Origin of the sequence: Raineyella sp., assembly GCF_034933565.1 — a bacterium.
GTDB lineage: Bacteria > Actinomycetota > Actinomycetes > Propionibacteriales > Propionibacteriaceae > Raineyella.
Genome location: NZ_JAYFNG010000052.1, coordinates 1 through 12,207, shown reverse-complemented (window position 1 = coordinate 12,207; position 12,207 = coordinate 1). Strand labels below are relative to the sequence as shown.

Annotated in this window: 13 protein-coding genes and 4 tRNA genes; 16 read left to right on the top strand and 1 reads right to left on the bottom strand. The window is 69.8% G+C overall.

Features of this window, described 5'->3' with window-relative positions; translation table 11 throughout:
- Positions 1-25: 25 nt before the first annotated feature.
- A complete protein-coding gene (locus tag VB059_RS13130) occupies positions 26-520 on the bottom strand; it encodes a YajQ family cyclic di-GMP-binding protein (protein ID WP_323422432.1) in 495 nt (164 codons plus the stop codon).
- Between the two features lie 288 nt (positions 521-808).
- Between VB059_RS13130 and VB059_RS13125 the strand changes: the two genes are divergently transcribed.
- From VB059_RS13125 to VB059_RS13050, 16 genes are all read left to right on the top strand, one after another.
- Positions 809-890, top strand: a tRNA-Tyr gene (locus VB059_RS13125).
- Positions 891-1,021: 131 nt separating this feature from the next.
- Positions 1,022-1,094 (top strand) — tRNA-Thr (locus VB059_RS13120).
- A 78-nt stretch (positions 1,095-1,172) separates the two neighbouring features.
- A tRNA-Met gene (locus VB059_RS13115) sits at positions 1,173-1,249 on the top strand.
- Between the two features lie 37 nt (positions 1,250-1,286).
- A complete protein-coding gene (gene rpmG, locus VB059_RS13110; protein ID WP_323422431.1) occupies positions 1,287-1,454 on the top strand; it encodes a 50S ribosomal protein L33 in 168 nt (55 codons plus the stop codon).
- Positions 1,455-1,659: 205 nt separating this feature from the next.
- Entirely contained in the window at positions 1,660-2,136 is a 477-nt protein-coding gene (locus VB059_RS13105; protein WP_323422430.1) for an FAS1-like dehydratase domain-containing protein, read from the top strand.
- Positions 2,136-2,567, top strand: coding sequence for a MaoC/PaaZ C-terminal domain-containing protein (locus VB059_RS13100; RefSeq protein ID WP_323422429.1), 432 nt, complete (start codon positions 2,136-2,138; stop codon positions 2,565-2,567). Before VB059_RS13105 ends, VB059_RS13100 begins: the two co-directional genes overlap by 1 nt.
- Complete coding sequence (locus VB059_RS13095; RefSeq protein ID WP_323422428.1) at positions 2,560-3,624, top strand: UDP-N-acetylmuramate dehydrogenase; 1,065 nt, start codon at positions 2,560-2,562, stop codon at positions 3,622-3,624. Before VB059_RS13100 ends, VB059_RS13095 begins: the two co-directional genes overlap by 8 nt.
- Before the next feature lie 42 nt (positions 3,625-3,666).
- Entirely contained in the window at positions 3,667-5,616 is a 1,950-nt protein-coding gene (gene treZ, locus VB059_RS13090) for a malto-oligosyltrehalose trehalohydrolase (RefSeq protein WP_323422427.1), read from the top strand.
- 209 nt (positions 5,617-5,825) lie between these two features.
- A tRNA-Trp gene (locus tag VB059_RS13085) sits at positions 5,826-5,898 on the top strand.
- 171 nt (positions 5,899-6,069) lie between these two features.
- Positions 6,070-6,411 carry a preprotein translocase subunit SecE gene (gene secE, locus VB059_RS13080; protein WP_323422426.1) on the top strand — a complete coding sequence of 114 codons (342 nt, stop codon included), beginning with the start codon at positions 6,070-6,072 and terminating at the stop codon, positions 6,409-6,411.
- Positions 6,412-6,440: 29 nt separating this feature from the next.
- Complete coding sequence (gene nusG / locus VB059_RS13075) at positions 6,441-7,484, top strand: transcription termination/antitermination protein NusG (protein WP_416339563.1); 1,044 nt, start codon at positions 6,441-6,443, stop codon at positions 7,482-7,484.
- 358 nt (positions 7,485-7,842) lie between these two features.
- Positions 7,843-8,274, top strand: coding sequence for a 50S ribosomal protein L11 (gene rplK / locus VB059_RS13070; protein ID WP_323422425.1), 432 nt, complete (start codon positions 7,843-7,845; stop codon positions 8,272-8,274).
- Between the two features lie 106 nt (positions 8,275-8,380).
- Positions 8,381-9,091, top strand: coding sequence for a 50S ribosomal protein L1 (gene rplA, locus VB059_RS13065; RefSeq protein WP_323422424.1), 711 nt, complete (start codon positions 8,381-8,383; stop codon positions 9,089-9,091).
- Between the two features lie 568 nt (positions 9,092-9,659).
- Complete coding sequence (rplJ, locus tag VB059_RS13060) at positions 9,660-10,292, top strand: 50S ribosomal protein L10 (RefSeq protein WP_323422423.1); 633 nt, start codon at positions 9,660-9,662, stop codon at positions 10,290-10,292.
- 78 nt (positions 10,293-10,370) lie between these two features.
- Positions 10,371-10,757 (top strand): 50S ribosomal protein L7/L12, encoded by a 387-nt coding sequence (gene rplL / locus VB059_RS13055; protein WP_323422422.1) that lies wholly within the window; start codon positions 10,371-10,373, stop codon positions 10,755-10,757.
- A 602-nt stretch (positions 10,758-11,359) separates the two neighbouring features.
- Positions 11,360-12,207, top strand: an 848-nt coding sequence (locus VB059_RS13050) for a type IV toxin-antitoxin system AbiEi family antitoxin domain-containing protein (protein ID WP_323422421.1), incomplete at its 3' end; no start/stop codon positions are given.

The following is a 12,207-nucleotide window of genomic DNA, read 5'->3' as shown; positions in this document are numbered from 1 at the left end:
CGTCGGCGCCCGACGTCCCGGCGGCCTACCGGTAGTTCGTGAACTGGACCGCGAAGTCGTAGTCCTGCGCCTTGATCAGCGACTGGACGGTCTGCAGGTCGTCGCGGCTCTTGGAGGAGACCCGCAGTTCGTCCCCCTGGATCTGCGTCCTGACACCCTTGGGGCCCTCGTCGCGGATCAGCTTGGACACCTTCTTGGCGTTCTCCTGGCTGATCCCCTCCTGGATCGACGCGGTGATCTTCCACACCTTCCCGGAGGACCGCGGGGCGCCGGCATCCAGCGACTTCAGATTGATCCCGCGGCGGACCAGCTTGGACTGCAGCACATCCAGCACGGCGGCGACCCGCTCCTCGGTGGTGGCCTCGAGCTCGATGACGTCCTCCCCGGACAGGGTGACCCTGGCGTCGGTGCCCTTGAAGTCGAAGCGCTGGTGCACCTCCTTGGCCGCCTGGTTGACGGCGTTGGCCACCTCCATGTGGTCGACCTTGCTCACGACGTCGAAAGAGTTCTCACTGGCCACGATGCGCTCCTCGGGATGGGGGTCGGTGTCCGACCATTCTGCCCTGCACCGGTCGCCTCGGCAGCCCTCCGCAGCCGGGTCGGTCGGCGGTGCAGCGCCGACCCGATGGTCGGCCCGTGGTCGGCCCGTGGTCGGCCCGGTGGCCGGTCGTCCGCCATGGAGGCCACCCGGCAGTGCATCGCGGAGGCCGCCCGGCAGTGCATCGCGGCGCCGTTTTGCGCTGAGTGGTGGAACCTTGCTATGGTTTCCGTCGCCCGAGAAACCCGGGAAACCGGGGGGATCAGGCATGGCAGGTTGCCCGAGCGGCCAAAGGGAGCGGTCTGTAAAACCGTCGGCTTCGCCTACGCTGGTTCGAATCCAGCACCTGCCACGCACAGTCGGAGTCCCGGCTTGCACCCCTGGCTGGACCTCGCCGAACCACGGTTTGGCAAGTCGGGCCGGGTTGTGTAAGTTGGTTCCCCGGCAGCTGTGCCGGAACTCGCCGTCCGGGACAGGGTGCAGGCCCCTATAGCTCAGTAGGCAGAGCGTCTCCATGGTAAGGAGAAGGTCAGCAGTTCGATTCTGCTTGGGGGCTCGGACTCCGGATCCACGGCCAGCGACAACCGCAGTCGTTGCCACCGTGGATGCCAGCCAGGTGACTGGTCCGGAACATGGCGGGGTAGCTCAGTTGGTGAGAGCGCACGACTCATAATCGTGAGGTCGCGGGTTCGAATCCCGCCCTCGCTACCATTCAGACCAGTGAACTTGAACAGACAGAGGATCGATCATGGCCAAGGGTGCTGATATTCGCCCGAAGATCACGCTTGCCTGCACCGAGTGCAAGGAGCGGAACTACATCACCAAGAAGAACCGGCGCAACACCCCGGATCGTCTGGAGATGAACAAGTTCTGCCCGAAGTGCGGCCGTCACACCGCTCACCGCGAGACCCGCTGAGCGTACGCGACAGACTTCCCGACAGGGCGTCACCCACGTGGTGGCGCCCTGTCGCGTTTCCCCGCGCCGACGCGTCGGGCCCCGATGTCCCCGCCGTGGCGGGCACGCGGCCCCGCCGCGGGTCGTACGGTGATCCGGCCGAGGCGTCCGGCGGGACGTCCCACGAGCCTCCCCGCCGATCACCGGACCGAGTAGCGTTGGGGTCATGGCCATCACGTCTGAGCACGCCGGGAGGTCCTACCCGGCCACGGAGCCGTACCAGGTGTCCCGTGCCAAGGTCCACGAGTTCGCCCGGGCGATCGGGGACGACAACCCCTCGTACGGTGGCCCCAACCCGATCGCCCCGCCGACCTTCGCGTTCGTCATCGCGTCGACCGCATGGGAGGCGATGTTCGCCGATCCGGAGCTCGAGCTGCGGCTGGAGCGGGTGATCCACGGCGAACAGAAGTTCCGCTACGACCGTCCGTTGCGGGCCGGCGACGAGGTCGTCGGCGTGCTCACTCTCGACAAGGTCCGAGTGCGTGGGCCGATGGAGTTCGTCACCACCTCGGTCGACGTCAGCACCGTCGCCGGGGAGCAGGTCTGCACCGTGACGGCCCAGCTGATCCACAACCGTGAGGTGCCTGCGCCGAAGGAGCCGAAGGCCGCCGTACGGAGCGCCACCGAGGAGGGCACCCGATGATGACCGAGCCCACGCCGCTGACCATCGGCACCGCGCTGCCGCCGCTCACCGTCACACTGACCCGGGCCGACCTGGTCCGCTACGCCGGCGCGTCCACCGACTTCAACCCGATCCACTGGTCCGACCGGATGGCCCGCCGGGTCGGCATGCCATCGGTCATCGCGCACGGCATGCTGACGATGGCCACCGCGCTGCGGATCGTCACCGACTGGGTCGGTGACCCGGCCAAGGTCCGGGCCTACTCCTGCCGCTTCACCAGCCCGGTGCCCGTCCCCGACGACGAGACCGGCGTCGAGCTGCGGATCACCGCCGCCATCACGGCGCTCACCGAGGAGACCGCCACGGTGACGATCACCGCGGTGATCACCGGGCCGGACGGTGAGGACGTCAAGGTGCTCGGTCAGGCGACCGCGGAGGTGGACCGTGGCTGAGCTCCTCGCCGACCACACCACCTTCCACCTGGGCGGGCCGGCCGCCCGCTTCGAGGTCGCCCGCGACGACCGGACCCTGATCGACCTGGTCACCGCGGCCGACACCACGGGGGAGCCGGTGCTGATCCTCGGCGGCGGGTCCAACCTGCTGATCGGTGACGAGGGGTTCGACGGACTCGTCGTCAACGTCGCCACCTCGGGCCTGTGGGTGGAGGAGGAGTCCTGCTGCGCCGGCGCCAACGTGACGGTCGCCGCGGGGGAGTCCTGGGACGGGTTCGTCCAGGAGGCGATCACCCGCCAGTGGCGCGGCCTGGAGTGCCTGTCCGGCATCCCCGGTCAGGTCGGCGCCGTGCCGATCCAGAACGTCGGGGCGTACGGCACGGAGGTCGGTCACTACATCGTCCGGGTCCGCGCCTGGGACCGCCAGGAGCGGGCCCAGCGGACCTTCTTCCCCTTCGAGTGCGGGTTCGGCTACCGCACCTCGCGGTTCAAGGAGGAGCCCGGGCGCTGGATCATCCTCGACGTCGCGTTCCAGTTCCTGCTCGGTGACCTGCTCTCCTCGGTCCGCTACCAGCAGCTGGCCGACAAGCTGGGCGTCGGCCTCGGCGAGCCGGCCCGCGCCCCGGAGGTCCGCCGGGCGGTGCTCGAGCTGCGGGCCGGCAAGGGCATGGTCATCGACCCGGCCGACCACGACACCTGGAGCGCCGGCTCCTTCTTCACCAACCCGGTGCTGCCGGAGGCCCTCGCCGCGGATCTGCCGGAGGGTGCGCCGCGCTACCCCGCGGGCCCCGGCAGGGTGAAGACCTCGGCCGCCTGGCTGATCGAACACGCCGGCTACACCAAGGGCTGGCACCTGCCCCGCTACGGCGAGGGGGCCGCGCCGGCGACGTTGTCGACCAAGCACACGCTCGCGCTCACCAACCGCGGCGGCGCCAGCACCGCCGATGTGCTCGAGCTCGCCCGGGCGGTCCGCGACGGCGTCCGCGACACGTACGGGGTCAGCCTCGTGCCCGAGCCCAACCTGGTGAACTGCAGTCTGGACGACGTCCGGGTCTGAACCGCCGGCCGACTCCTGTTCCCCTGACCCCGGAGGACCCCCGTGACTGACGGCAGCGTACCGATCCGCGACCTCGCCGGGAGATGGCCGGACTTCGCCGTCTGGGCCCCCCGCCCCCGACGGGTCCGGTTGTGGACCCGGCCCGCCGCGTCCGGCCCCACGGCCGCCGCGGACATCCCGACGGCCGACACCCCGGCCACCGCCGCAGGTACTCCGGCCGGCGCCACGGCCGCCTCGGGGTCTCCCGCAGCTGCCACGGCCGCCTCGGGCTCTCCCGCAGCTCCCGCCGCCGCCGGCGGCGCGGGCGCGGTCATCACCGAGATGACCCGGGGTGAGGACGGCTGGTGGGAACCGGTGGCACCGGTCGAGCTGGCGGCCGACGGGGAGCTGGACTACGGTTTCCTGCTCGACGACGACCCGACCCCGCGGCCGGACCCGCGGACGCTGCGCCAGCCGTACGGGGTGCACGACGTGTCCCGGACGTACGATCCGGCCGCCTTCCCGTGGACCGACAGCGGCTGGACCGGCCGGCAGCTGGCCGGGTCGATCATCTACGAGCTGCACATCGGCACCTTCACCCCGGAGGGCACCCTCACTGCCGCGATCGAGCGGCTCGACCATCTGGTCGACCTCGGCGTGGACACCGTCGAGCTGATGCCGGTGGCGGCGTTCAACGGTCCCCGGGGCTGGGGCTACGACGGGGTCGACTGGTTCTGCGTCCACGAGGCGTACGGCGGGCCGTGGGCCTACCAGGCCTTCGTCGACGCCTGCCACGCCCGCGGCCTGGCGGTGATCCAGGACGTCGTCCACAACCACTGGGGCCCGTCGGGCAACTACCTGCCGATGTTCGGCCCCTACCTCGACACCAGCACCGACACCCCGTGGGGCAACCCGGTCAATCTCGACGGGCCGGACTCCGACGAGGTGCAGCAGTACCTTCTCGACAACGCCCGGCACTGGCTGCGCGACTTCCACGTCGACGGGCTGCGGCTCGATGCGGTGCATGCCCTCACCGACCCCGGCCGGGCCGTCGACATCCTCGAGGAGCTGTCGGTCCAGGTCGACGCGCTGAGCGCCTTCCTGGGGCGCCCGCTCACCCTGATCGCCGAATCCGACCAGAACAACCCGCGGTTGTTCACCCCGCGGGAGGCCGGCGGCTACGGCCTCGCCGGGCAGTGGGCGGACGACTTCCACCATGCGGTCGTCGCCACGCTGACCGGGGAGGACGTCGGCTACTTCGTCGACTTCGCCGACCCGCAGGCGCTGGCCCATGTGCTCGGCCACGGCTTCCTGCACGACGGGCGCTGGTCCACCTTCCGGCAACGTACGCACGGCCGGCCGCTCCCGCCGGGGACGCCCGGGTGGCGGCTGGTGGTGTGCGCTGGCAACCACGACCAGATCGGCAACCGGGCCGCCGGCGACCGGCTGCGGACCCGGGTCGACGACCGGACCCTGGCCCTGGCGGCGGTGCTCACCTTCACCGCGCCGTACACCCCGATGCTCTTCATGGGCGAGGAGTGGGGCGCCTCGACACCGTGGGCGTTCTTCACCTCCCACCCCGAGCCCGACCTCGGCCGGGCGGTGACCGAGGGGAGGCGGGCCGAGTTCGCCCGGATGGCCTGGGACAGTGGCGTCGTCCCCGACCCGCAGGACCCCCGGACCTTCACCGACTCGATCCTCGACTGGAGCGAGCCGCTGCGCGAGCCGTACGCGGCCCACCTCGCCCTGGTCCACGACCTGATCGCGCTGCGCCGGGCCTGGCCCGATCTCGGCGACCCCCGACTCGCCCGGACCCGCGTCGCGCTCGCCGCCGGCGGTGACCTGCTGGTCCTCGAGCGTGGCGAACGGATCGTGGTCGCCGTCAACCTCGGCGAGGGGACAGTGGTGAGTGCCGTGGCCGGCCTCGTGCTGCTGGCCACCGGGGAAGTGGAGGAGACCGCCGTCGGTCTGCGGCTGGGGCCCCGCTCGGCGGTGGTGGTGGACCGGGCCTGAGCCCGGGCGTCGACGGCACCCTTCTGCGTGCCCGACGGCGCCGCGTCGGATGCCCACTGCGCCCGACGGTGTGCCCACAGCAGGCCTGTCCGCGGTCCCGTCCCGTATCTGCAGCGTGCCGCAGAACGCGGTGCGGCGGCTCCGGTTCGACATCCGGCCGGGGACCTGCGTACACTATCGATCTTGTCGGACGGGTAACCGTACGACGGACGGCACTAGCTCAACTGGCAGAGCATCGGTCTCCAAAACCGAAGGTTGGGGGTTCAAGTCCCTCGTGCCGTGCGAGTCCGGGGCACAGGCGTGTTCCGGGCGCGACGAGCAGTCCTCGCTGGCGCTAGAGTCGGTGATGTCGTCCGGGCCGGTCGATGGCACTGCCTTGTCGGGGCACGCCTCGACCGCCGGGGGGCACCGAGACCGGACAGGTCGCTGACCTGGCGAGACGAAGGACGATGTGTGGCAGAGGACCTGAGGGATCCGCAGGATTCCGATGATGTCGCAGCCGCCGAGGAGGGCACCCCCGACCGCCGTGCCGGCGGACCGAGTGGTCGCCGCCCCGTGCGCAGGGCCCACGATTCCTCGCGCCGTTCCGCGCTTCCCCCGTACGAGCAGAAGGCCGGCCCGATCGCCTTCGTGGGGCAGTCCGTCGACGAGCTGAAGAAGGTCACCTGGCCGACCCGGCAGGAGATGGGTGGCTCCTTCGTCGCTGTGCTCCTCTTCGTGGCGTTCATCATGGTGTTCGTCAGCCTGCTCGACACCGGGCTCGGCTGGGTGGTGCTGAAGGTGTTCGGCGGATGACGACGTACGACAACGACCGAGAGGGAAACGTGGCAGACAACGACGAGTTCGACGAGTCCGAGGTGGAGATCGACCTGGACGCGTTCGAGGACGACACCGTCGGTGACGAGCCCGACCTGGACTTCGGTCTGACGGCCGAGGAGCCGACCGACGAGGAGCTCAGCGTCGCCGATCTCTTCGGCACCGACGGGGCCGCCACGACGGCCGCCGAGCCGCAGACCGGCGCCGAGACGTCGGCCGCGGCCGAGTCGGTCGACGAGGAGTCGCTCGGCGAGGTGTCCGAGGTGTCCTCCGACGAGGAGCCGGCCGGGCAGAGCGTCGAGGAGCGTGAGCAGGACGTCACCGCACCCTCCGCTCCCGCCCGCGGCCTGGACGACGACTTCGAGATCAACCTGAACTTCGACGCGGACCAGGAGGAGGAGACCACCGCCGCGCCGGTGATGGACTTCGACGCCGAGACCGCGGTCGCCACCGCGATGGCCGACCTGCGCACCGACCTGGACAGCAAGTTCGGCGACTGGTACGTGGTGCACACGTACGCCGGCATGGAGAACCGCGTCAAGCAGAACATCGAGCAGCGCGTCACCTCCCTCAACATGGAGGACTACATCTACGAGACGGTCGTCCCCACCGAGACGGTCGTCGAGATGAAGAACGGTAACAAGAAGGAAGTCACCCGGGTCTACCTGCCCGGCTACGTCCTGGTCCGGATGGACCTGACCGACGAGTCGTGGGGCTGCATCCGGCACACCCCGGCGGTGACCGGCTTCGTCGGCAACGCCAACGACCCGACGCCGCTCACCCTCGACGAGGTCGAGAACATGATGCGGCCCTCGGTCGTGGCACGCGTCGCTGCCTCGGCAGTGGGCAAGGGCAAGCGTCCGGCCAAGAAGGTCGAGGTGCAGGACTACCAGATCGGCGACTCGATCATGGTCATCGAGGGCCCGTTCGCCGGCGTCCCGGGCATCATCACCGAGATCAACCCGAACACCCAGCGCCTCATCGCGACGGTGGAGTTCATGGGCCGCGACACCCCGGTCGACCTCACCTTCCCGCAGATCCAGAAGTCCTGACCCGGCGGCCGGTCGGCCGGCCCCAGCAGGCACGTACGAGGACCCCTCCGACCCGCGGATTACGCGGCGGAGGGGTCCTCGGGTTATGATTCGACACTGTGCGTCGTACGCCCGCCCCCGGGCGGTCCGTCCGACGCACCGGTCGGACTCCGGGCGCCCCAGCCAGGTTGCCCCGACGGCCGCCGCGTCCGGACGCCCTGCGCGTCCGCGGCGCCCGGTTCCCGCCTCCGCGGGCCTCTGTGGAGGCCCACTGCGAGGCGGGCCACCGACACCCCGGTCGCACGACCCCGTGCGGCCACCGAAGAGCTGGACGTACGTCCGCGTACGCCCATGAGCATGCACTGAAAGGACCCATCGCATGCCTCCCAAGAAGAAGGTCGCGGCGATCGTCAAGATCGCCATCAACGCCGGCCAGGCCAACCCGGCACCGCCTGTCGGTACCGCCCTCGGCCCGCACGGCGTGAACATCATGGAGTTCTGCAAGGCGTACAACGCCGCGACGGAATCCCAGCGCGGCAACGTCATCCCGGTCGAGATCACCATCTACGAGGACCGGTCCTTCACCTTCGTCACGAAGACCCCGCCGGCCGCCGAGCTGATCAAGAAGGCCGCCGGCCTGAAGAAGGGCTCGTCCAACCCGCTGAAGGACAAGGTCGCCAAGCTCACCGCCGACCAGGTGCGTGAGATCGCCACCACCAAGCTCCCCGACCTCAATGCGAACGACGTCGAGGCTGCCATGAAGATCGTGGCCGGCACCGCCCGTTCCATGGGTGTCACCGTCGAGGACTGATCCCGTTCCGGTCCGTACGAGACGGATCGGGCTCCATCCACCGGATGTGGGAGGACCGGCGCGGTCCGCACCACCACTGGTACCAGCACCAAAAGGAAACCAGCTCATGAAGCGCAGCAAGGCATATCGGGCAGCCGCCGCCCATCGCGACGAACAGGCCCTGTACTCCCCGCATGAGGCCCTGACTCTGGTCAAGGACAACGCCTCCGCGAAGTTCGACGAGACGATCGAGGTCGCGATGCGCCTCGGCGTCGACCCCCGCAAGGCCGACCAGATGGTCCGCGGCACGGTCAACCTTCCCCACGGCACCGGCAAGACGGCGAGGGTCCTCGTCTTCGCCACCGGTGCGAACGCCGAGGCCGCCACGGCCGCGGGCGCCGACGAGGTCGGCGCCGACGAACTGATCGAGAAGATCCAGGGTGGCTACCTGGACTTCGACGCGGTCGTCGCCACCCCGGACATGATGGGCAAGGTCGGCAAGCTGGGTCGTGTCCTCGGCCCGCGCGGTCTGATGCCGAACCCGAAGACCGGCACCGTGACCATGGACGTCGCCAAGGCCGTCACCGATATCAAGGGCGGCAAGATCGAGTTCCGCGTCGACCGCCACTCGAACCTGCAGTTCATCATCGGCAAGGCATCCTTCGGCATCGACCAGCTGCTGGAGAACTACTACGCCGCCGTCGAGGAGATCGTCCGCCTCAAGCCGACGACCGCCAAGGGCCGCTACGTGAAGAAGATCTCCGCGTCCTCGACCATGGGCCCCGGCGTCCTGATGGACCCGGTCAAGGTCAAGGCCGACCTCGAGGCGACCGCCTGAGTCGTCCCGGCATCGGGGCGACTTCCGGCAGCGAGGCGAGCGCCTGAGCCGCTCCGGCAAACGAGAGGCCGCCGCTGCGGCGGTTCTGCTCGTCGGACGCTGATGCAGGACTCCGCAGTGCGAGGGCCTGGTTCCGATTCTCATCGGGGCCGGGCCCTCGACCGCTGTCGGAGACCTTCCCGCCCCTACCCGGCGGCGTCGATCGCTCGGCGGCGAGTGCAGCCGCGGCGATGAGGCCTAGCCCCGTGGCGATGAGGCTGTGCGGCGATGAGGCTGTGCGGTGGTCATCGTGGTGATCGCCGATTTGCCTGTCACGGTGGCCCTCCGTATAGTTTGACGAGCTGAAGACCGCTGGTGGTCGTACGTCCGTCGTACGCCCTTAAGCTCCGCCCGGAGGCCCGCGCAGGCGAGATTCATGATTGTCCTTCGTCGGGTCCGTCCCGAGCGGCGGATGCTCCTGTGCCCCGTGCTGCGCATGGGGCTTTTTGTTTGCCCTCCGTCGGGTCGAGTCGCGGTCGAGGCGTACGTCCCGTCGGGACGTGCACACGACAGAAGTGGAAGGAGAACCATGGCGAGGGAGGACAAGGCAGCAGCTGTCGCCCAGCTCACGGAGCAGTTCGAGAGCTCTGACGCTGTTGTGCTCACCGAGTACCGCGGCCTCTCCGTGGCGCAGCTGAAGACCCTTCGGCGCGCGCTGGGCGAGGACGCCACCTACGCCGTGGCAAAGAACACCCTCATGAAGCTGGCGGCCAACAAGGCCGGCATCGACATGCTGGATGAGATCCTGACCGGCCCGAACGCCCTGACCTTCATCAAGGGTGACATCGCGGCCGTGGCCAAGGGCCTCAAGAACTTTGCCAAGGACAATCCGCTCCTGGTCATCAAGGGTGGCGTCCTGGAGGGCAACTTCCTCGACGCCAAGCAGGTCGGCGCGCTGGCCGACCTCGAGTCGCGCGAGGTCTACCTCGCCAAGCTCGCCGGCGCCATGAAGGGCAACCTCTCCAAGGCCGCCGGACTGTTCGCCGCACCGCTGCAGACTGCTGCGCGCGCCTTCGGCGCCCTGCAGACCGCTGCCGAGGCGGACCCCCTCCTCATCGCGGGCGCCGGCGAAGCGCCGGCCGCGGTGGCGACCACGGAGCCTGAGACCGCCGATGCAGCCCCGGCTGCGGAGGCCGCCGAGGCAGCGCCTGCTGCCGAATGATCCGTCAGGATCACCCACACCGCAGGCGTGGCCCGTACGGCCAGACTGCATCACACACCAAGAAGTGAGGAACCAATCATGGCCAAGCTGAGCAACGACGAGCTGATTGCCGCTTTCAAGGAGATGTCGCTGATCGAGCTCTCCGAGTTCGTGAAGCTGTTCGAGGAGACCTTCGAGGTCACCGCCGCCGCTCCGGTCGCCGTGGCCGCTGCCGCCCCGGCCGCCGCCGCTGAGGCCGCCGCCGAGGAGGAGCAGACCGAGTTCGACGTCGTCCTCGAGTCCGCCGGTGACAAGAAGATCCAGGTCATCAAGGAGGTGCGCGCGCTCACCTCCCTCGGTCTGAAGGAGGCCAAGGAGCTCGTCGAGGCCGCCCCGAAGCCGGTCCTGGAGAAGGTCGCCAAGGACGCCGCCAACGCGGCCAAGGAGAAGCTCGAGGCTGCCGGCGCCTCCGTCTCCGTCAAGTGAGCACGGCCTCGGGCCCGCGGGTCCCGAGGAGCTGACATCCGTCCTGAGGGGCGGGTCCCACACGGGGCCCGCCCCTCAGGCGTTTCCGCAGGATGGCGGCGGGCCCGGTGTCGGTCGGTGGTCGTGGTTGTCGGTCGGTGGCAGCGGAGCTGTGCGACGGTACTGGTGTTGGGCAGCTGTGCGACGGTACTGGCGTTGGCCGACACTGTGGAAGCTGTGCGACGGAAGTCCGTCGGCCAGGTCACGGACGATCGGCTGACCTGCGAATCATCGGCCAACGTCAACTTGATGGCACCCAGCGGCCTCGAGAATCGCCCGATGCCGATGCCGATGCCGATGCCGATGCAGATGCCCGATTGCCCGCCTCATGGTGGTGGTCTGCCTCACTGCCTCCGCCGGCAGTGCCCGGAGCGCCCGGATGCGCGCTTCCCGGAAATGTTGCCCCAACGAGTGTTCTCCGGACAGGTGTTGCCCCGCCACGTGCGGTCCGGACGGTGTTGCCCCGCCACGTACGCCCGGACGGTGTTGTCCGTTCGGGTGCCGATGTTGGCGAGTGTGTTGTCCCGGGTCCTGGGCACCACCGCGGCATGTTCACTGGTGCCGTGGACAGTCTGCAAGCTTCCGACCGGGACCCCGACCGACTGGTCTCGACCCCTGAACTCGCGGCGCGTGGCCTGACCCCGCATGACATCGACCGGGCGCTGGCGGACGGGTCGTTGGTGCGGCTGCGGCGGGGGATCTATGCGACGTCCCGGCCGGACACGCCCGCTGAGCGCCACCGGCAGCGGGTACGGGCGACCGTCGGCGAGCTGGGCGATGCCACCGTGATCAGTCATGTCTCCGCCGCGGTGTGGCACGGGCTCGAGGTGCCCTGGTCGGAGCTCGGTGACGCGGTCCACGTGTCACGACAGGTCGGGGGCGGCAGTCGCCGCAGCAGGCTGATCAGTCACCGAGCGCGCATTCCGACGGAGTGCATCGTCGAGATCGACGGCGTACGACTCACCTCGGTCGCGTGGACCGTGGTGGACTGCGCCCGGCTGCTGGGCTTCGCTGGTGGGTTGGTGGTCGCCGACAGCGCGCTGCGCAACCGGCCTCCCGGGCAGCGGACGGCTGGTCTACGGGACCGGATCACTGCCGTGTTGAGTGCCCAGAAGGGTCGCGGCGCCATCGCCGTGGCGCGGGCGGTCACCGCGTACGCCTCGCCGCTGGCGGAATCGGGTGGCGAGTCGGTCAGCCGCGCGGTGCTGAAGGAGATGGGAATCGCTGAACCGGTGCTCCAGTACGAGGTCAGGACACCGCAGGGGGAGTTCGTCGCGAGGACCGACATGGGCTGGCCCGAGGACAACACCGTGGGGGAGTTCGACGGGGCGCTGAAGTACGGCAGCGGTACGACGGGTGGGACAGGTGCGGCCGGGCGCCCGCCCCGCGGGGGGGGGGGGGGGGTGGGGGT